The organism is Achromobacter sp. KK8 (assembly GCF_054188005.1).
The window spans coordinates 4942553-4959822 of record NZ_CM135178.1 but is presented as its reverse complement, the minus strand read 5'-3'; the positions used below and the strand labels follow the sequence as shown (position 1 = coordinate 4959822).

General features: G+C 62.8%; 15 protein-coding genes and 1 pseudogene. 13 read left to right on the top strand and 3 right to left on the bottom strand.

All coding sequences use genetic code 11. From position 1 onward, the window contains the following. The first annotated feature begins 5 nt into the window (after positions 1-5). The 6 genes from ACVN9Z_RS22960 to ACVN9Z_RS22935 all read left to right on the top strand — a co-directional run bounded on the left by ACVN9Z_RS22960 (position 6) and on the right by ACVN9Z_RS22935 (position 5433). Positions 6-1166: a transporter substrate-binding domain-containing protein gene (locus tag ACVN9Z_RS22960; protein ID WP_458212679.1), complete on the top strand. Its 1161-nt coding sequence runs from the start codon at positions 6-8 to the stop codon at positions 1164-1166. Between the two features lie 2 nt (positions 1167-1168). After that, on the top strand, positions 1169-1822 hold the full coding sequence (locus ACVN9Z_RS22955; protein ID WP_006386262.1) for an ANTAR domain-containing response regulator: 654 nt from the start codon (positions 1169-1171) through the stop codon (positions 1820-1822). Continuing rightward, positions 1819-3312, top strand: a complete 1494-nt coding sequence (locus ACVN9Z_RS22950) for a M81 family metallopeptidase (RefSeq protein WP_458212678.1) — start codon at positions 1819-1821, stop codon at positions 3310-3312. Before ACVN9Z_RS22955 ends, ACVN9Z_RS22950 begins: the two co-directional genes overlap by 4 nt. Positions 3313-3513: 201 nt before the next feature. Further along, positions 3514-3921, top strand: a complete 408-nt coding sequence (locus ACVN9Z_RS22945) for a carboxymuconolactone decarboxylase family protein (protein ID WP_054438142.1) — start codon at positions 3514-3516, stop codon at positions 3919-3921. 9 nt (positions 3922-3930) lie between these two features. Continuing rightward, complete coding sequence (locus ACVN9Z_RS22940) at positions 3931-4539, top strand: LON peptidase substrate-binding domain-containing protein (protein ID WP_047990950.1); 609 nt, start codon at positions 3931-3933, stop codon at positions 4537-4539. Positions 4540-4608: 69 nt separating this feature from the next. Next, positions 4609-5433, top strand: coding sequence for a ParB N-terminal domain-containing protein (locus tag ACVN9Z_RS22935; RefSeq protein ID WP_054472387.1), 825 nt, complete (start codon positions 4609-4611; stop codon positions 5431-5433). Positions 5434-5540: 107 nt separating this feature from the next. On the opposite strand, the gene ACVN9Z_RS22930 is transcribed toward ACVN9Z_RS22935, so the two are convergent. Beyond that, on the bottom strand, positions 5541-5831 hold the full coding sequence (locus ACVN9Z_RS22930; RefSeq protein WP_020927956.1) for a hypothetical protein: 291 nt from the start codon (positions 5829-5831) through the stop codon (positions 5541-5543). 298 nt (positions 5832-6129) lie between these two features. Between ACVN9Z_RS22930 and ACVN9Z_RS22925 the strand changes: the two genes are divergently transcribed. Together ACVN9Z_RS22925 and ACVN9Z_RS22920 are read left to right on the top strand one after the other, a co-directional pair. Then, entirely contained in the window at positions 6130-7764 is a 1635-nt protein-coding gene (locus ACVN9Z_RS22925) for a methyl-accepting chemotaxis protein (protein ID WP_458212677.1), read from the top strand. Positions 7765-7904: 140 nt separating this feature from the next. After that, a pseudogene (locus tag ACVN9Z_RS22920) lies at positions 7905-8186 on the top strand (cation diffusion facilitator family transporter); the annotation flags it as partial. Between the two features lie 29 nt (positions 8187-8215). On the opposite strand, the gene ACVN9Z_RS22915 reads toward ACVN9Z_RS22920, so the two are convergent. Further along, positions 8216-8980, bottom strand: coding sequence for a hypothetical protein (locus tag ACVN9Z_RS22915; RefSeq protein WP_458212676.1), 765 nt, complete (start codon positions 8978-8980; stop codon positions 8216-8218). A gap of 222 nt (positions 8981-9202) precedes the next feature. Here ACVN9Z_RS22915 and ACVN9Z_RS22910 point away from each other — a divergent pair, with 222 nt between their 5' ends. The 5 genes from ACVN9Z_RS22910 to ACVN9Z_RS22890 all read left to right on the top strand — a co-directional run bounded on the left by ACVN9Z_RS22910 (position 9203) and on the right by ACVN9Z_RS22890 (position 13062). Beyond that, positions 9203-9865 carry a hypothetical protein gene (locus tag ACVN9Z_RS22910; RefSeq protein ID WP_232066885.1) on the top strand — a complete coding sequence of 221 codons (663 nt, stop codon included), beginning with the start codon at positions 9203-9205 and terminating at the stop codon, positions 9863-9865. A gap of 137 nt (positions 9866-10002) precedes the next feature. After that, positions 10003-10368 (top strand): hypothetical protein, encoded by a 366-nt coding sequence (locus tag ACVN9Z_RS22905; RefSeq protein ID WP_026384357.1) that lies wholly within the window; start codon positions 10003-10005, stop codon positions 10366-10368. A 313-nt stretch (positions 10369-10681) separates the two neighbouring features. Further along, complete coding sequence (locus tag ACVN9Z_RS22900) at positions 10682-11251, top strand: cysteine hydrolase family protein (RefSeq protein ID WP_458212675.1); 570 nt, start codon at positions 10682-10684, stop codon at positions 11249-11251. A 256-nt stretch (positions 11252-11507) separates the two neighbouring features. Beyond that, positions 11508-12485, top strand: coding sequence for a cation diffusion facilitator family transporter (locus ACVN9Z_RS22895; protein ID WP_112957641.1), 978 nt, complete (start codon positions 11508-11510; stop codon positions 12483-12485). Between the two features lie 25 nt (positions 12486-12510). Next, a complete protein-coding gene (locus ACVN9Z_RS22890) occupies positions 12511-13062 on the top strand; it encodes a cytochrome b (protein WP_458212674.1) in 552 nt (183 codons plus the stop codon). 156 nt (positions 13063-13218) lie between these two features. Here the strand turns inward: ACVN9Z_RS22890 and ACVN9Z_RS22885 are convergent, their stop codons facing one another. Beyond that, positions 13219-17256 (bottom strand): hypothetical protein, encoded by a 4038-nt coding sequence (locus ACVN9Z_RS22885; protein ID WP_458212673.1) that lies wholly within the window; start codon positions 17254-17256, stop codon positions 13219-13221. Positions 17257-17270: the final 14 nt, after the last annotated feature.

Below are 17270 nucleotides of genomic sequence, written 5' to 3'. Positions count from 1 at the left end.
CGCTTATGACTGCCCGCACTGACAGGGACGCCGCCACGCCGGGATGGCGCATCGGCGTGCTGTACTCCCGCAGCGGCGTGACCGGCACCACCGAATCGCAGCATTTCTTCGGCACCGTGCTGGCGGTCGAGGAAATCAACGCGCTCGGCGGCGTGCTGGGCCGGCCGCTGGAACCGGTGGTCTACGACCCGCGCAGCGACGCCGAGGAATACCGCCGCCTGGCCGCGCGCCTGTTGCTGGACGACGAGGTCAACGTGATCTTCGGCGGCTGCACCTCGCACTGCCGCAAGGCCATGCTGCCGGTGATCGAGCGCAACAACGCGCTGCTCTGGTATGCCTCGGTCTACGAAGGCTTCGAGTATTCGCCCAACATCATCTACACCGGCGCCGCGCCCAACCAGGGCAGCATGCAGCTGGCCGCCTACCTGATCCAGCACTGCGGCAAGCGCATCTTCCTGGTCGGCGCCGACTACATCTACCCGCGCGAAACCAACCGCATCATGCGCGACACCGTCGAGGAACACGGCGGCGAAATCCTGGACGAAACCTACCTGCCGCTGGGCTGCGACGAAAGCGATATCATCGACGTGGTGCGCGACATCCGCCGCATCAAGCCCGACGTGGTGTTCTCGACCCTGATCGGCGACGACGCCCAGCGCTTCTACCGCCGCTACCACGCCGCCTGCGAGGCCGACCCGGGCGCGCCGCACATCCCCATCGCCAGCCTCACCATGGCCGAATCCGAGGTGGCCGAAATCGGCCCCGGCCTCTGCGCGGGCCACATCACCGCCGCCACCTACTTCAACACCGTCGACTCGGCCGCCAACGCCCACTTCCTGGAACGCTGGCGCGCCCGCTTCGGCGAGCGGCCCACCAGCGTCTACGCCGAGGCCTGCTACAGCCAGGTGCACCTGTTCGCGCGCGCCCTGCAGCGCGCCGGCAGCCTGGACACGCGCAAGCTGGCGCAGGCGGTGCACCAGGTGGGTTTCGACGCGCCCGGCGGCCGCCTGACCATTCTGGCCGAGAACAACCACAGCGTCCTGACCCCGCGCATCGGCGTCTGCCGCGCCGACGGCCGCTTCGACATCGTCTGGGCCAGCGGCGAACCGGTAAAGCCGGACCCCTACCTGACGGCCTTCGGCCTGGACGAATTCTGGCTGGTGTGAGCATGGACCATAGCCTCCGCCGCCTTTACGAAGACCTGCGCAGCGTGGCCGTCGCCGTGGCCTATCCGCCCGGCGAAGACCGCGACCTGCTGGTCGAGCAGCTCAAGCGCATCGGCTGCCGCATCCACCTGGTGTGGCCGTTCCCTGACAAGCCGCCCGCCGGCGCCGACGTGGTGTTCTTCCAGGTCTCGCAATGCGGCCAGAACCCGTTCGCCTGGTCCGCCAGCGAGGTCGACGCCACCCTTATCGCGCTGTCCGAATACGAAACCCCGACCACCTTGAAGCAACTGCTCAAGACCAACGCCCACGGCGTGCTGACGCGGCCCTTCCGCTCGGCCGGCATCCTCAGCACCCTGGTGCTGGCGCGCTCGGCCAAGCAGTTCCAGAACCGCCAGCAGAACAAGATCGACAAGCTGGAAAGCACCATCAAGGCGCGCCGCGTGATCGAAAAGGCGATCCGCGTGCTGATGGACCACCAGCGCCTGGACGAACGCGCCGCCTACGAACATATGCGAACCCGCGCCACCGGCCTGCGGGTCAGCGTGGCCGAGGTCGCCGCCATGATCGTCGAGGCCAGCGAAGCCATGGAAAAACTGGGCCTGGGCGGCGCGCGCCCCGACCCGCAGAACAACAGCAACAACGGAGGCAAGGCATGAAAGTCATGATCGCCCGCATGAACCACGAGACCAACACCTTTTCGCCGGTGCCCACGCCACTGTCCGCCTTCGGCAACGACGGCCCCACCTACGACCGCGCCGCCTACGACGAGAACCACGGCAAGCGCACCGCCATGTCGGCATTCATCGACCTGGCCGAGGCGCGGGGCGCCACGCTGGTCACGCCCGTGTCCGCCACCGCGTACCCCAGCGGCCGCGTCGACGGCCAGGCCTATCGTGAACTGTGCGACCGCATCGTCGCCGCCGCCGCCGGCTGCGACGCGCTGCTGCTGGACCTGCACGGCGCCATGGCCGTCGAAACCACCGACGACGGCGAGGGCGACCTGCTCGAACGCCTGCGCCAGCAAGCCCCCGGCGTGCCGATCGCCGTCGCCCTGGACCTGCACGGCAACGTCACGCAAAAGATGATCGACAACGCCGACGTCATCATCAGCTTCAAGACCTACCCGCACATCGACATGTACGAAACCGGCGAGCACGCCGGCCGCATCCTGTTCGACTGGCTGGCCGGCGGCCCGCGCCCGCGCATGGCCTGGCGCCGCCTGCCGCTCATGACCCACACCCTGCGCAGCAACACCGCCGAAGGCGCCATGCGCCGCGCCGTCCAGGCCGCGCGCGGCGCCGAAGCCGGCGGCATGCTGGGCGTGTCGGTGCTGGCCGGCTTCGCCCTGGCCGACATCCCCGACCCGTGCCTGAGCGTCATCGTGGTCGCCGCCGGCGACGCCGAGGCCGCCGACCGCGTCGCGGCCGGCCTGGCCGCCGCCATCTGGGACGACCGCGACGGCTTCGTCTACGAAGCCGAACCTCTGGCCGCCTCGCTCGACCGCGCCGTCGCCCTGGCGCGCGGCGCCGACCGTCCCGTGCTGCTGCTGGACCACGGCGACAACTGCATGTCCGGCGGCACCTGCGACACCATGGACGTGCTGGTGGCCGCCGTCGGCGCCGGCCTGACCGGCATCGTCGCCGGCCTGTACTGCGACCCCGAAGCCGTTGCCGCCATGATCGCGGCCGGGCAGGGCGCCCAGGTGGAACTCCCCGTGGGCAACAAACGGCCCATCCCCGCCATCGGCCGCCCCGCCGCGCCGGTCACGCTGACGGGCACCGTGCGCGCCATCACCGACGGCAGCTACGTCATCACCGGCCCCACCTACACCGGCCAGACCGCCTGCATGGGCCGCAGCGCCGTGCTCGACATCGGCGCCGCGCAACTGGTCATCACCGAACGCACCCACGAACCCTGGGACCTGGGCGTCTTCGAAAGCCTGGGCATCGACCCGCGCGAGGCCCGCTTCATCCTGGTCAAATCGCGCATGTACTGCCGCCCGGTGTTCGTGCCGATCTCGTGCGCCCTGGTCGAATGCGACAGCCCGGGCGTCACCAGTTCGGACTTTTCGCTGTTCCCGTACCAGCGGCGCAACCGGCCGCGCTATCCGCTGGAACCGTTCAAGCCGGCGCATATGTCGCCGTGAGGGCCGGGCCGATGTCGCGGCAAGGGCGGGCATGGATGTCGCCGGAAGATCGGCGCAGGCGATGCCATGAGGTAGACGCGGGGACATTCCAGGCGCGTTGCGGCGATCCGCCCGCGCCTTGAACCGCGCCGGGCTTTCCAGTTCAATGGGACATGGCGCGGGCGGCACGCCGCCGCCCGGCCTTACCTGTTGGAGCGGCATATGGCTACGGTGCATCTGTTGTCGGATGAAGAAGCGCGCAAGATCCCCGAGGCGTGGGCGGTGTTCGAAGACATCCGCGCCACCCGCAAATCCGATTTCGTCAATAACTTCTGGCGCGCCCTGGCCAACGACCCGGCCCAGCTCAAGCGCGTCTGGGAACAGCTCAAGCAGGTCATGATGGCCGACGGCGAAATCCCGCCCCTGGTGCGCGAGATGATCTACATCGCGGTGTCCACCGCCAACGGTTGCAGCTACTGCATCCATTCCCACACCGCCGCCGCCCGCGCCAAGGGCATGACCGACGGCCAGCACGCCGAACTGCTCGCCGTCATCGGCATGGCCGCCCAGACCAACGCGCTGGTCACCGCCATGCAGGTGCCGGTCGACGACGCCTTCGCCGTGAAGTAGGGCGCCGCCATGGCGACCATTCCGCTGTTCCCGCTGTCCAACGCGCTGTTCCCCGCCGGCGTGCTGCACCTGCGCATCTTCGAAGTGCGCTACCTGGACATGATCCGCCGCTGCATCGCCGACGGCACCGAGTTCGGCGTGGTCGCGCTGCTGGCCGGCAACGAGGTCCGGTCGCCCGAAGGCCAGGAGGTCCTGGCCGACGTCGGCACGCTGGCCCGCATCGACGCCTGGGACGCGCCCATGCCCGCCTTGCTGCAATTGCGCTGCGTGGGAACGAGCCGCTTCCGGCTGGTTTCCAGCCAACTGGCAAAATACGGTCTTTGGATGGGCGAAATCGACCCCATCCCCGACGACCCGCCGCTGCCCGTGCCGGCGCCGCTGCAACCCTGCGCCGACGCGTTGGGGAGGTTGGTGGCGCAATGGCAGCAGGAAGGCGTGCCCGCCGACCGCATGCCGGTGGCGCCGCCGTACCGCCTGGATGAATGCGCCTGGGTGGCCGACCGCTGGTGCGAACTGCTGCCGCTGCCGGCGGCCGACAAGGTCCGGTTGCTGGCGCTGACGGACCCGCGCGCTCGTCTGGAAGCCGTGCGCATTGCGCTGGAAGGGCCGCAGGCCTAGCCAGCCACAGGCGGCGCTGCTTTGGCGGAGCAGGGCAACGCGAGTCGGGCTTGAATTTTTTTGGACACCATGGATATCAGGATTGACGAAGGCCTGCGTGCCTATATTGACCCCTTGACCGACGACGAGCGCGAGGCGCTCGAACGCAGCCTGCTGGCCGAAGGCTGCCGCGACGCGCTGGTGCTGTGGGGCGACCTGCTGATCGACGGCCACAACCGCTACGCGCTGTGCATGAAGCACGGCATTCCGTTCGAAACGCGCCAGAACACCTCGTTCAAGTCGATGGACGACGTGCACCTGTGGATGATCGAGAACCACCTGGGCCGGCGCAGCGTGTCGGATTTCCAGCGCGGGGTGCTGGCGCTGCGCAAGAAAGAGATCCTGCAATCGCGCAGCGTACCGCCATGGGAAGACGACGGCACCACGCCGCCGCCCGAACCGCCGCCCATCCCGCCCGCGGCTGCATTGAGCCGCCAGGCGCTGGCGCGCGAGGCACGCATCAGCAGCAACACGCTGGGGCAGATCGAGAAAATCCAGAAAGCCGCCGCGCCGGAGCTGGTGCGGGCGGTGAAGGACGGCGCGATCTCCATCAACGCCGCGGCGGCGGTCGCGACCTTGCCGCCGGAGCGGCAGGCCGCGGCGGTGGCTGGCGGCAGGAAGGAACTGCAGCAGGCGGCGCGCGAAGTGCGCCAGGCCAAGGCGCCGCCGCCGAAAGAGGCGGTGCCGGATATTCCGATCGAGAATATCGCGGATTTGCCGGCGGAGGTGGCGCGGCTACGGGAGTTGCTGGCGCGGCTGACGGATGAAAGGGATCAGTTGAAGAAGAAGGTGATGCATCTGACGGTGGCGCTGGCCGAGGCCAGGAATGCATCGGCGGGGGCAGGGGACGACTGACGGGATTTGCTGGTTCCCTGCAACTCGCAGCGCTGGTTGCAAAGGCTGGCGATTTTGCGGGATGGCATCAAGATCGACTCGTAAACCGATCCCCCCGGCGAGGGCGTTCAGGCGGTCAGGAAGCGGATGACTTCGGCCCAATCGTTGGTCGACAGGGCGACGTCCTCGTAGTCGCCGGCTTCCTCGTCGTAGCGCGAGACACAGAAGCGCTGGCTTCTGCCGGATTCGCGATCGGCATACTCGGCGTAGTCGACATACACCTTCAAGCCGCGTTCCTCGTTCTCGAATGAAGGAGCGGCATCGATGTAGCTCGACGCATCGACATACCCTTCGGGCAGCGTCGGCAGGGTGGCGATGTCGTAGTCGGGAAATTCGCGGCGCAGTCGGTCAAGGTTCATAAGGAAAGCAAGTGGGGAAGCAAGTGGAGACAGGAGGCCTGGCATTTTACGTTGCTCCGTGTCAGTCGCCACGATCAGCTTAAGAACGTCGCCCCGCCAGGGCAGGTGCGGGCGGTGCGGGACGGAGCGTTGGAAAAAAAAACGGCAAGTCGCTTGACTTCGTCAAGGTATCGAGGCCGCTGCCAGCCACAAAAAATTTCCCCCTGCCATGCGAAATCGCAAACTTCAATTACAAGATCGTTGCAATATATGTCATGGTTTTTACACTAGGGTTTTCCCTTTGTCGTAATACAAATCCATGCGCTCGCGTTTCACTCTTGGCAACCTGTTTGGCAACCTCTCCATTGGCACCCGGCTGACCCTGGGCTTCGGCACCGTACTCGCGCTATTACTGGCGCTTACCGGCCTGTCGCAATACGAACTGACCCACATCGGCGGCATCAACCGAGCGATCACCGAACAGACCTGGGCCAAAGCGAATGCCATCAACATTATCGACGTGACGACGCGCGCCAATGCGCGCGCCAATCTCGAACTGATCGTCAACACCGATCCCCGCACCGCCGAAACGCTGTTCGCTCGCATCGACACCAATCGGAAAACGATCGACCAGGCGCTGGAGACCCTGCGGCCGTTGTTCCGCACCGAAGACGAACGTCAGAAGCTGCGGCTGTTGGAAGACGTGCGCGGCCGCTACGTGAAGTCATTCCAGGGCGTGGGCGCACTCCTCAAGCGTGGTGAGCGCGACGCCGCTCGCCAGCGCTTGCTGGACGAGACCCTTCCGCTTCTGGATGGCCTGCAAGACCGCGTCATCGAGATCTCCCGGATTCAATCCGCAGAGATGGTGGACGCCGGCGCCGACAGCCAGCGGGTGATCGACAACGCGGGCATGTTGAACCTGATCCTGTCGGCCATGGCCGTCGTGCTGGGCGGCCTGTTCGCGTGGCGGGTGTCCAAGTCGATCACGGCGCCGCTTGCCCAGGCTGTGTCGGTGGCCGAGACCGTGGCGCGTGGCGACCTGGGGCAGCCCATCCTAGCGGTCACCCGCGATGAAACCGGCCGGCTGCTGCGCGCGCTGCACGATATGCAGGACAAGCTGGCCGGCGCCGTCCGCACCATTCGCGCCGGGTCCGAAACCATCTCCAGCGCAGCGGGGCAGATCGCGGCCGGCAACACCGACTTGTCCAGCCGGACCGAGGAGCAGGCCGCGTCGCTGGAAGAAACCGCCGCATCGATGGAAGAACTGGCGTCCACCGTCAAGCAGAATGCCGATAACGCGCGCCAGGCCAATCAACTGGCGGCAAGCGCCTCCGAAGTCGCCCAGCGCGGCGGCGCCGTCGTGTCGGCGGTGGTCAGCACGATGGGCGATATTTCCGCGAGCTCGCGCAAGATTTCCGAGATTGTCTCGGTCATCGACGGGATCGCGTTCCAGACCAACATCCTGGCGCTGAACGCCGCCGTTGAAGCGGCCAGGGCGGGCGAGCAGGGCAAGGGCTTCGCGGTGGTCGCGGGCGAGGTGCGGTCGTTGGCGCAACGCAGCGCGCAGGCCGCGCGCGAGGTCAAGACGCTGATCGAAGCGTCCGTCAGCAAGGTGGCCGAGGGCGCGGGCCAGGCGGAAAACGCAGGCACCACCATGCAAGAAGTGGTCGCCTCGGTCAAGCGCGTGACGGACATCATGGGCGAGATCGCCGCGGCATCGCAGGAACAGGCCTCCGGCATCGAGCAGGTCAACCGCGCCGTGTCGCAAATGGACGAAGTGACCCAGCAGAACGCCGCGCTGGTCGAAGAAGCCGCGGCCGCGGCGGGCTCGATGCAGGACCAGGCGCATGCGTTGGTGAGAGCGGTCGGGGTATTCCGCTTGCGCGAGGATGCCGCGCGACGCGAGGCCGTGGTCGCCCAGCCAGGCGAACGCGGCGTGCTGAGGTTGACCTGATCAGTACGTCTCATTACGGGCCGGGCCATGAGCGGGGCGCAATGCCCCGCCAATCCACGTTCATCATCCGTTCAGGATTCGGTGCTTCTGCTCCAGCCCGAACGCCGCAAGGCTAAATTGCAAGAACGGGAGCCCGAACCATGACCGCCTTTCCGCCTCCGCTGGAAGACCCGGAGGACGATGGACACAGCCCGGCCGAACGCGCGGTCGCCGCCGCCCGCAGCACCTGGGTGAGCGTGGGCGTGAACGTGGTGCTCGCCACCGCCCAGATCGTCATCGGCATTTTCTCGAAGTCGCAGGGCCTGATCGCGGACGGTATTCATTCTTCTTCCGATCTGATCGCCGACTTCATCGTGCTGCTGGCCAACCGGCATGGCCAGAAAGCAGCCGACGCGGACCACTACTACGGCCATTGCCATTATCCGGAATTACTTTCGGGCCAACAAAGACGCTACCGCCGGACCCGGCGCCGATACCACCACGTCAGCCCCGCCCACACCAGTGCCCAAATACCCAGGATCGCGGCGATGAAGGGCCAAAAAATGAAGGTGGAGACATCGCTCCAGCCGGGCGCGGTACGCTTGAGGCCGATAGGTGCGCTGATTTCCAGTTCGATCTGCTCGCCCTGAAGCGTCGGCCCGACCTCTTCCACCGTGAAGGTAAGCGGCGAAGTCCCCTTTGCCAGCTTCGGAAAGGGCGGGGTGGTCTCCGGCAGCGTGCCATCTATATGACTTTCCGGCCAGAGCTTGCGGTAGAAATGCGTCGCGCTGGCGCTGCTGCGCGGAGCCGCAACCATCACTACGTCCAGGTCCCCGCCATCGCGCACACGAATCCGCACCGGCTCTCCTGGTTCGGCGACTGCGCCCGGCGCCCCCAAACGCGTGGTGTGTTCTCCCAATTCGGGCCGCTTTCTGCCCATCGGGCCGCCGAAACGCGCCTCCATCCATAGTGGCGCTTCGCGGATGCGGTAGACCTCGGCGCGCGCCGTCTGCCCCGGCGTAAGGGTGATCGGCGTCAGCGTCGCGTCCGCGGACGGCACATACCGCAGCATGCCCACCGTGAACCACACCATGGCAGCCAACCAAAGCGCCCAGCCCACCGCCAGCGACATCTTGCAGAACTTTTGCCACATATCGTGCAGCCCAGAATTTTCCAGCATCGAAGCGTACCCGATTTCGAGTGGGCGATTGGAAGCAATGCAGGTTTTTCCACGCATCGCTGTTTTCAGAGCGCCATGCCTCGGCAAGGAGAATGGCCGTACAAGCCAAGAACGCTACGCCTTCATCTCGCCGATGCGATAATTCCGTCCTCGGCGCAGCGATAATGGACGAATCGTTCGCTCGTCTTTGAATAATCCAACAGCTAGACAGGAAACATCGACTTGCCGCACTCTTTTCGATTTCCCTCGGCGCCGGCCTTGCGCCTCGCATTATCCGCCTTGACGCTGCTGGCCGCTGGCTGCGGCGGGCCAGGCCACGCCGATACCCCGTCCAAGGTTGCCGCCACCTCCACGGCGCCCAAGCCAGCGCTGCGCAAGCTGAACCCCGCCCCGGCGCAGGCGTATGAAATACGGCTGACCCTTGCCAATGTATCGGATCTCGCAAGCGCCGCAGACGGCAAATCGGCGTTTACCGTGGTGGAGGGTACCGTGCAGTTCGACGCCAGCAACGCCGCCCGCTGCGGGAAATCCAACGCCCTGTCCGGTCACGTGCCGACGATGTCCAGCCACGAATCGTTCCGCCTTTCCCGTATATCGGCCACCGAGTACGTGGGTATCGTATATGCCGACATGCTGCTCGACGAAGACTATTATGGACGCGGGGTATGCCATTGGACATTGACCGAAGCACGGGTCGCAATGCGCGCGCGGGAGGATGCCGCCGACACGCGCTTCGTGGCCGAACTGTCGGCTCAAAAAGTGTTCGATGGCGGCACACAGGCGCGCTATTTCTGGAAAGGGTATTACCCCCGCTTCGAGCGGGGGCAACATACCGATTTTGGAAGTGACCGATTGGACCGTGTGTCGGACGATAAGCGTGGCGAGTTCTTTACCGTGACAATGACGGCCAGGAAGACCGCGAGCGATGCGCCAGGCAGGTGAATGGCGGGCCAACAGCAAGCGTGGCCGCCGTCAGCCATGAAAATGTGTCCTGTCGGGCGGCTAGGTTTCTGATACATTGACGCCTTGAAAATCAAGCCTTCAACCCTGAATACTCGACCTTTGTGGTATTGCTCACAATGAAAAAACTGGCTCTGCTTATTGTCCTGCCATCGTTGCTCGCGGGATGCACGTCGGCACAGATGAACATGCTGACCGGCAAGCGGAATAAAACCTACAACGACGTCAATGCGCCGTGGGTCGGCAGCACAGAAGAGCAATTGATCTCCAAGTGGGGACCGCCCAAAAAGAGCTATACGCTTGAAAGCGGGGCAAAGATCATTTCGTACGAAGATATGTGGGGTCCCATTTCCGCCTATCACGTGTGCGTGGAGAAGTTCATGATCGAAAAGGGTATCGTGACCAAGTGGGGGATCTCGAATTGCCCGGCGCGCATTAAGGGCTCATTGCCGAAAGACACGCCGATTCCGCAGCCAACCCTGTAGAGGTAAAGGCGCGCGGCGCGGGCGCAGAATTCAGCGTGGCCTGCTCCACGCGCAGTCGACATATTGGCCAGGGTGGCGGGACGGGGCGCGTCAAAGCACACCGCCCACTTCCAACCAACGCGACTTGGGATAGTGCTGCCCCGCAGGCGCTGGTGCAGCCGATGCAGACTTTGGGCTTTTTCCACAAAGCCGCTGGGTTTGTTCGACAACGTCGCGCCGCGGCCGCGGTAGTCGTGCTGTATCGTCTGTTTCGCCCGGCTTTTCGGCCCCGTCTCGACCATCCAATCGATTCGCAAATCTCCGGCCTGTCCACATGCGTTCCCCACTTTCCCCACGCGGTGCCGTACTTCTGCTGATCGACTTGCAGTGCGCGATTGATCATCCCAGTTGGGGCGAGCGAAATAACCCCGATGCGGAGCGCCAGGTCGGTCGGCTCCTCGCCTATTGGCGCGCCCAGGGGTGGCCGGTCTGGCACGTCCGGCATGATTCCACAGATCCCACGTCTTACTACCGCCCAGGCCAGCCCCGGCATGAATTCAAGCCAGAGACCGCGCCCATAGGGGGAGAACCGGTCATTCCGAAGCAGACGAACAGTGCGTTTATCGGCACCGATCTGGAACAGAAGCTTCGCAACAATGGCCTCGACGCATTGGTCGTGGCGGGAGTCATAACGAACAATTCAGTCGAGGCAACTGTCCGCATGGCCGGCAACCTTGGCTTTCAGGTGTGGCTCGCGGCTGACGGTTGCTTCACATTCGCTCGGACAGACTGGAATGGGTCAGCGCGAAGCGCCGAAGATGTTCACGCCATGTCGCTCGCCAACCTGGACGGCGAATACTGCACAGTCGTCACCGCAGATGCGCTGTTAAGCGCGCTTGGCTGAAGCGAACTTGCATTTGCAAGGTTGATCGGCTGATCTGCACTTGCCCCGTGAGCGGGCGCAACGCTCCTCTCACGGATTTTCTTCCGCTCTCCATCAGGTATCGGTAGCCGCCAAGCCACGTGGCCAGGTGCGGTCACCGCATCACGCTTGGCTTCTCGAGTTCAGCATTTCCACGTTCATCATTCGTTCAGGTTTCGGTGCTTATGCTCCTGCCCGAACGCCGCAAGGCTAGATTGCAAGAACGGGAGCACGCACCATGACAGCCTTTCCGCCTCCGCTGGAAGACCCGGAGGACGATGAACACAGCCCGGCCGAACGCGCCGGCGCCGCCGCCCGCAGCACCTGGGTAAGCGTGGGCGTGAACGTGGTGCTCGCCACCGCGCAGATCGTCATCGGCATTTTCTCGAAGTCGCAGGGCCTGATCGCGGACGGTATTCATTCTTCTTCCGATCTGATCGCCGACTTCATCGTGCTGCTGGCCAACCGGCATGGCCAGAAAGCAGCCGACGCGGACCACCACTACGGCCATTATCGCTACGAGACCGCGGCGTCCCTGGCGCTGGGCGTCTTGCTGCTGCTGGTCGGCGGCGGCATGCTGTGGTCCGCCGTGACCAAGCTGGAGCAGCCCGACGCGATCCCGCAGGTCCACCTCGTCGCGCTCTGGGTGGCCTGTGCCGCCCTTGTCATCAAAGAGGCCTTGTTCCGCTACATGCTTGCCGTGGCCAAGCGCGTGAAATCCAGCATGCTGGTGGCCAACGCCTGGCATGCGCGCTCCGACGCGGCGTCGTCGCTGGTGGTGGGCCTGGGCATCGTCGGCAACCTGCTGGGCTACCCGATACTGGACCCCATCGCCGCAGCCATCGTGGGCTTCATGGTGGCCCGAATGGGCTGGAGCTTCGGCTGGGACGCCTTGCACGACCTGCTGGACCGCGCCATCGACGAAGGCGAAGCCGCCGCGATCCAGCGCACCCTGATGGACACCCCGGGTATTCAAGGCGTGCACGATCTACGCACCCGAAAAATGGGGGATATGATCGTCGTTGACGCTCACCTGGAAATCGACGCCGGGCTGACTGTCGACGAAGGCCACAAGATAGCCGTGCAAGCGCGCCAGCGCGTCATGCAGCGGCATCGTGTATTGAACGTGATGACCCATGTTGATCCCTGGAGACCTCCCTACGCGCCCACGCAGGGCGCCGAGGGCAGGGCGATTATTGAACCAGGCTGTCCGTAGCGCGCTTTGACGACAAGGAAGAAACATGAAAATCAAGAACTCCGATACTCAGTACGCAGGCCTGGTGATCACCATGCACTGGCTCATGCTCGTGGTCCTGGCATTGGTCTACGCCTGTATGGAATTGCGCGGGCTGGCCACCAAGGGCACCGATCTGTACGACAACGTCAAGGCGCTGCATTTCTCGCTCGGGTTGTGTGTGATCGGGTTGGTGGTGCTGCGGGTGGTTATCCGGGTGGCTTCGGGCCCGGCGCCTGGCGTGCGGCCGCCGATGCCGAGGTGGCAGGATGTGCTTTCACGGGTGATGCATTACGCGTTGTATGCGTTCATGATCGTCACGCCGATTTGGGGGTGGCTGACGCTCAGCGCGGGAGGGAAGGTGATTCCGTTGTTTGGGTTGGAGGTTCCGGCGCTGGTGGGGCCGGATAAGGCTCTGGCGGATCAGGTCAAGGAGCTGCATGAGACCTTGGCTACGGTGGGGTATTTCCTGGTGGGGCTGCATGCCGCTGCGGCGTTGTTGCATCATTATGTGTTTCGGGATAACACGTTGGTGCGGATGTTGCCGGGGCGGCGCTAGTGCGTCGTCTGGCGCGATCGTGAGACAGCCGGGATTCGCCTCGGTGACAGGACGATCCAAATCGTTCACGAAAAGAGGTAGCTATCGAGCCGTTCGCATACTGCGCGTTTGTGCTACCAAGCTGTTATGACGCATTGGCTCCTTATCTAATTTGACCTACGATTGAATGTTCGAAGCAGTCCGATAGACATGAAAACGCTTGTGAATATCTTGGTGGTCGACGTAATAATCGTGCAGGTGGCGGCTTTCTGCTATAGACGAACGATAGTGAATGCCACGCTCGCCCCACATGAGCCACACAAGCGTCTTGCCAGACTGCGCCAAGTAGTTATCAAGAAGATCACGGCGCAGGTAGCTGAACCAGCCGCTGATTTGCGAATCATCCTCGCCGACCTCACGATACAGGGACGCCACGCCTGAAGCATCATATAAGTCCCATGTTCTCGCACGATATCGGAGATTCAGAGCCTCACAGATCTGCTTGGAGGGCAGGACCGCGCTACCGTTTTGGTTCACCACGCTGTGGTAACTTTCCCAGTTGTAATTCTGCACCGGAATATCGACAGGGACGCCACTGTCTGACCAATGATCAGTAGATACCTTCTCCTCGTAGCCGTCATCTTCGTGCTCACCGGTGGCAGGTAGACCAGGTATTGAGGAGAAGGGCATTTCACCTGCATAGGTATAGTACTGCCCAGGTGCGTCGGGGATGGCTTGATTACCAGGGTACTCTAGGCCTGAGAACAGCGCGCACAGGCGATCAGTTTCTCCGTTCTCCACAAGTACGCCTCGGAGAAAAGTAAAGACCTGGCGATCGTCAGCTGCTGTTTGTTCGAGAAATCCATCAAGTACAACCCACGGCCCGCTCAGGCCATCTACCTCAGCAACCTCGAGGATGCTGCGGTAGTCTGGCTGCGGCCCCCTCACGATCCAGTCACCAATCTCGGTAGGCTGACCGCTAAACAAGTCCGGGAGGGTCAGCTCAACTACCTGGGCCTCGAGTGGAAACGTCGGGTCAATGTCTGCATCTGAGGGCCGCGCACCACGCCGCTTTTCGAGTAGACCCAGCGCGTGCCGGGAGCCCCACATTTCGAAGTAGGCGATCCAGCCGTATTTCTTCCCGTAGCGATCGACTTTGTGCTTGTCACTGCCCATGCGAGAGCCGGAATTCATCTGCCGGTCCACGATTTCGAACTGTTGTGGGTCATAACCAAGCACCAGCATTCGCGAAACGATTGCCGACAGCACTTGTTGGTACTCCGGGTTGTCCTCGTCGTAGTTCGACCGACCGGGGATCAGTTTCCCCACCGTATAGTTTCCGAAGTCCATTCGAATCGCCCCGTGCCTCGCCCGTTCGATCACACCCGCATCAAAATGTGGCATGTTCAAAAAGGGGGTGGGAAGATGGTTGAATGGTGGAAGGAGATGGGCCTTCTCGTCTTTTGACAAGCACGTCGAATCAATCATCTGTGCAATGGCGATGATCCCCAGGCAGTACTGTCTATAAAGAGCGTGCCAAGTCGGATGGGGCGCACCAGGCGCGAACATCGCTTGATAGATTTCGCGCGCAACTCTAGGCAGGGTCTCGCGCATCTCCACGGCGTTGACATCAGACCAGGTGGCCAGCGCTGCCCCATAGGCCGCGGCGAACATCCGCTCGGGCACATAGGGGTCAGAAATGGCAACAGCTTCGAGTACCAAGTCAAAAAACTCTGCAGTCCGCCTGACAGCGAAGTCGTACAAGGTCTTCGTCGCCAGATCACGCAGGCCTCTAGAGGTGGACGTGAGCGTCCACATGACCCAGCGAGCCCGACGAATCTCTCGCTCGTCCAGCGCTCCTGATCTCCATCTGGCAGACAGGGACCTGAAATCGCTTTCTGCTTCCTCTGAGTTTTTGCGAATCCATTCTGTCCAGAGCAGATCTCGTTGTGTGTTGGACATCGCAAGCAGCACGCCGTGAAGGAAGTCCATGTCAAACGGATGCGCTCGCGCCGCCCGTGTGCTCCGGAGCCTCTTGAAGGCGAGCTGGGCGAACCGCGTCGATTCCTGTATTGCACGCGCGAATCGCTCCACCGTTTCTCGACCGATCTGCCCAGGATCGGATTGCACTGTCAATAGAAGGGCGTTCATGACTAGGGTCTTGTCTGATAGGTCTTGCCAAAGTTGGCGTCTGCCCGGCCGGTGTGGGTACAGACCAACCAAAGCCTGGAACACGTCATAGGCGAAGGTGTGCGATCCAGTCTGATTGAATCTAAGCTGAGCATTTCCTTCGTCGCTTTGCAGCCATTGCGCCAACGACGGTTGGGAGAGCAGGTGGCACGCCATCATGTGACCCGCCATCAGGTCGTACGAGAATGCGATGCCTTGGCTTCCTTCGCCAAAAGTCGTCCGAATGAGAACGCCTTCGGACTCCAGCGCGCGCACGACGCTGGCGTTCCAACTGCCCACGTCTCCCATGGCGGTCCGCGCAGTTCGAAACTCAACGCTTCTTGCATTGCCCTCCCAGAGCAGGCGTGCGAGCGTCAGCAGCGCCTCCTGAACTTCCTGCTGATAGATGCGATGCGTAGTCGATGAGAGTTCGGCAATTCGCGCGCCAACCTTCTTGAAGTGTTCTTCGAACAGGCTTGCGAGCGAGGTGGGCAACGCCTCTACCCCGACGATATGACGGCGATGAGCGTTCGCTACCTCGCAAAAGATCCTCAGAGTCAACGGATGCTGCAGTAGCTCGATGGGCAGGTCAGCGTCGGTGGCGTCGATCTTGTAGTAGCTGAAGTACTTGTCAATAGCAGCCTGCGGATCTTCCTGGAACCCGTTGTGCTCAAGCCTGGGAAAATCATCGGGCAGGCACATCGGCGCGAACTCATTCCGCAGCGTCACAACTAGCAAGACGTAGGGAAACTCCTTTAGCAGCTCATCCGCCCGAGCGAGCTCATCTGCCCAGTTTCTTGGGTCTTCTGCTTCATTCAGGCCGTCAATAACGATGGGGATGCGCTTGCCTGCTCGCTGCCCTGCTGCATCGACAGCTTCAACCAGTCGGTCGAAGCTCTCCGCAGGCCTGCCGGAAATCTTGAAGGCAGACACTAAATCGTCAAGCGTCTGCCCTGTATGAAGATTCTTTCCTAGCAGCAAGACACCACCAGGGTAATCACCATCGGCTTGCGTCACTTTGACGGCTAACTCAGATTTTCCTTCGCCGGCAGCTGCAAGCACGGCGACAACTCGCACGCTGATCGATCGTTCGAGTCCGAGCAACGCGTAGGACACTGCATGGATGTCGGCGACCAGATTCGCTGCCAACGGAGCTCCCTCGAAACGCGTTCCACGTAGCTTCGAGAGCAGCCTCTCAAAGCGCACCGCCTGTGGCGGATTCGAGGCGAGTGATTGCCTTACGGCGTCAAAGTCCCCCTGTTCGAGCGCCGCATGCAATTCATCGAGCAGGTTAGCTAGTCCAGTGGCCCTGGCCAAGAGCTCTTCGATTTCCACCTTTATCTCTGTTTTGACCTGCTCCGTCAGCGAAAAAATTTCCGCGCAAGTCTTCCTGAGGGTACGGGAGAGCGTCTTCAGTGATTCCCACGCGCTCAGACGGCCCAGGCGTTTGAACACCTTTGTTTCGGCGCCAACGGGAACATGGACGTCTGGCTGGTATCGACGCTTGAACGGAGCTGCGGCGAGCCTGTATTGTTCAGCGATTTTCTCAGGAGTCAGGACAAGCTCGCCGAAGTAGGTTTCCCGAAGTAGCGCCGCCGGACCAACCAGAAGTTCCTCGATATCGGCTGCGGTCAGCAGGTCCAACTTGTATTCAGGGAAACGGTCCTGTTCTAGAGCAAAGAACCACTGTTGGTCGTCCGCCGTCAACGTGTGTCGTGTCCAGAGTTTCCAGTCAGTAACTCCTTTGACATGCTTTTGCGTTTTCTCGAGTCCTCCAATGATCGTTTTACGACGTGAGGCTCCCAAGCCTTCTCCGTTTTCAAGTTCGTACCACTTGCATTGCCAACCGACCCAGTGTGGCGGCGCTCCAAGCTCGCAAGATTCTGTCAGTTCGAGGTGGAACTCCACCCCAGGCTGGTTCGCGCGTTGTTTGAAACGACCGAAGCGGCCGTAATGACGACGCACCAGAGCGCGGCAAAGCTTTTCGAAGTTCTCGGTTGCAGCGCCAGGCAGACTGAGGAATACGTTCCAATTGACTTCAGGCATCGGTATGTTCTCCG

Excerpts from the sequence above, each read along its gene's own strand:
- ACVN9Z_RS22960 (WP_458212679.1), top strand. The coding sequence starts at position 6 with ATGACTGCCCGCACTGACAGGGACGCCGCCACGCCGGGATGGCGCATC.
- ACVN9Z_RS22930 (WP_020927956.1), bottom strand. The coding sequence starts at position 5,831 with ATGAACCTTGACCGACTGCGCCGCGAATTTCCCGACTACGACATCGCC.
- ACVN9Z_RS22935 (WP_054472387.1), top strand. The coding sequence starts at position 4,609 with ATGGATATCAGGATTGACGAAGGCCTGCGTGCCTATATTGACCCCTTG.
- ACVN9Z_RS22890 (WP_458212674.1), top strand. The coding sequence starts at position 12,511 with ATGAAAATCAAGAACTCCGATACTCAGTACGCAGGCCTGGTGATCACC.
- ACVN9Z_RS22885 (WP_458212673.1), bottom strand. The coding sequence starts at position 17,256 with ATGCCTGAAGTCAATTGGAACGTATTCCTCAGTCTGCCTGGCGCTGCA.
- ACVN9Z_RS22950 (WP_458212678.1), top strand. The coding sequence starts at position 1,819 with ATGAAAGTCATGATCGCCCGCATGAACCACGAGACCAACACCTTTTCG.
- ACVN9Z_RS22945 (WP_054438142.1), top strand. The coding sequence starts at position 3,514 with ATGGCTACGGTGCATCTGTTGTCGGATGAAGAAGCGCGCAAGATCCCC.
- ACVN9Z_RS22940 (WP_047990950.1), top strand. The coding sequence starts at position 3,931 with ATGGCGACCATTCCGCTGTTCCCGCTGTCCAACGCGCTGTTCCCCGCC.
- ACVN9Z_RS22895 (WP_112957641.1), top strand. The coding sequence starts at position 11,508 with ATGACAGCCTTTCCGCCTCCGCTGGAAGACCCGGAGGACGATGAACAC.
- ACVN9Z_RS22925 (WP_458212677.1), top strand. The coding sequence starts at position 6,130 with ATGCGCTCGCGTTTCACTCTTGGCAACCTGTTTGGCAACCTCTCCATT.
- ACVN9Z_RS22900 (WP_458212675.1), top strand. The coding sequence starts at position 10,682 with ATGCGTTCCCCACTTTCCCCACGCGGTGCCGTACTTCTGCTGATCGAC.
- ACVN9Z_RS22905 (WP_026384357.1), top strand. The coding sequence starts at position 10,003 with ATGAAAAAACTGGCTCTGCTTATTGTCCTGCCATCGTTGCTCGCGGGA.
- ACVN9Z_RS22955 (WP_006386262.1), top strand. The coding sequence starts at position 1,169 with ATGGACCATAGCCTCCGCCGCCTTTACGAAGACCTGCGCAGCGTGGCC.
- ACVN9Z_RS22915 (WP_458212676.1), bottom strand. The coding sequence starts at position 8,980 with ATGCGTGGAAAAACCTGCATTGCTTCCAATCGCCCACTCGAAATCGGG.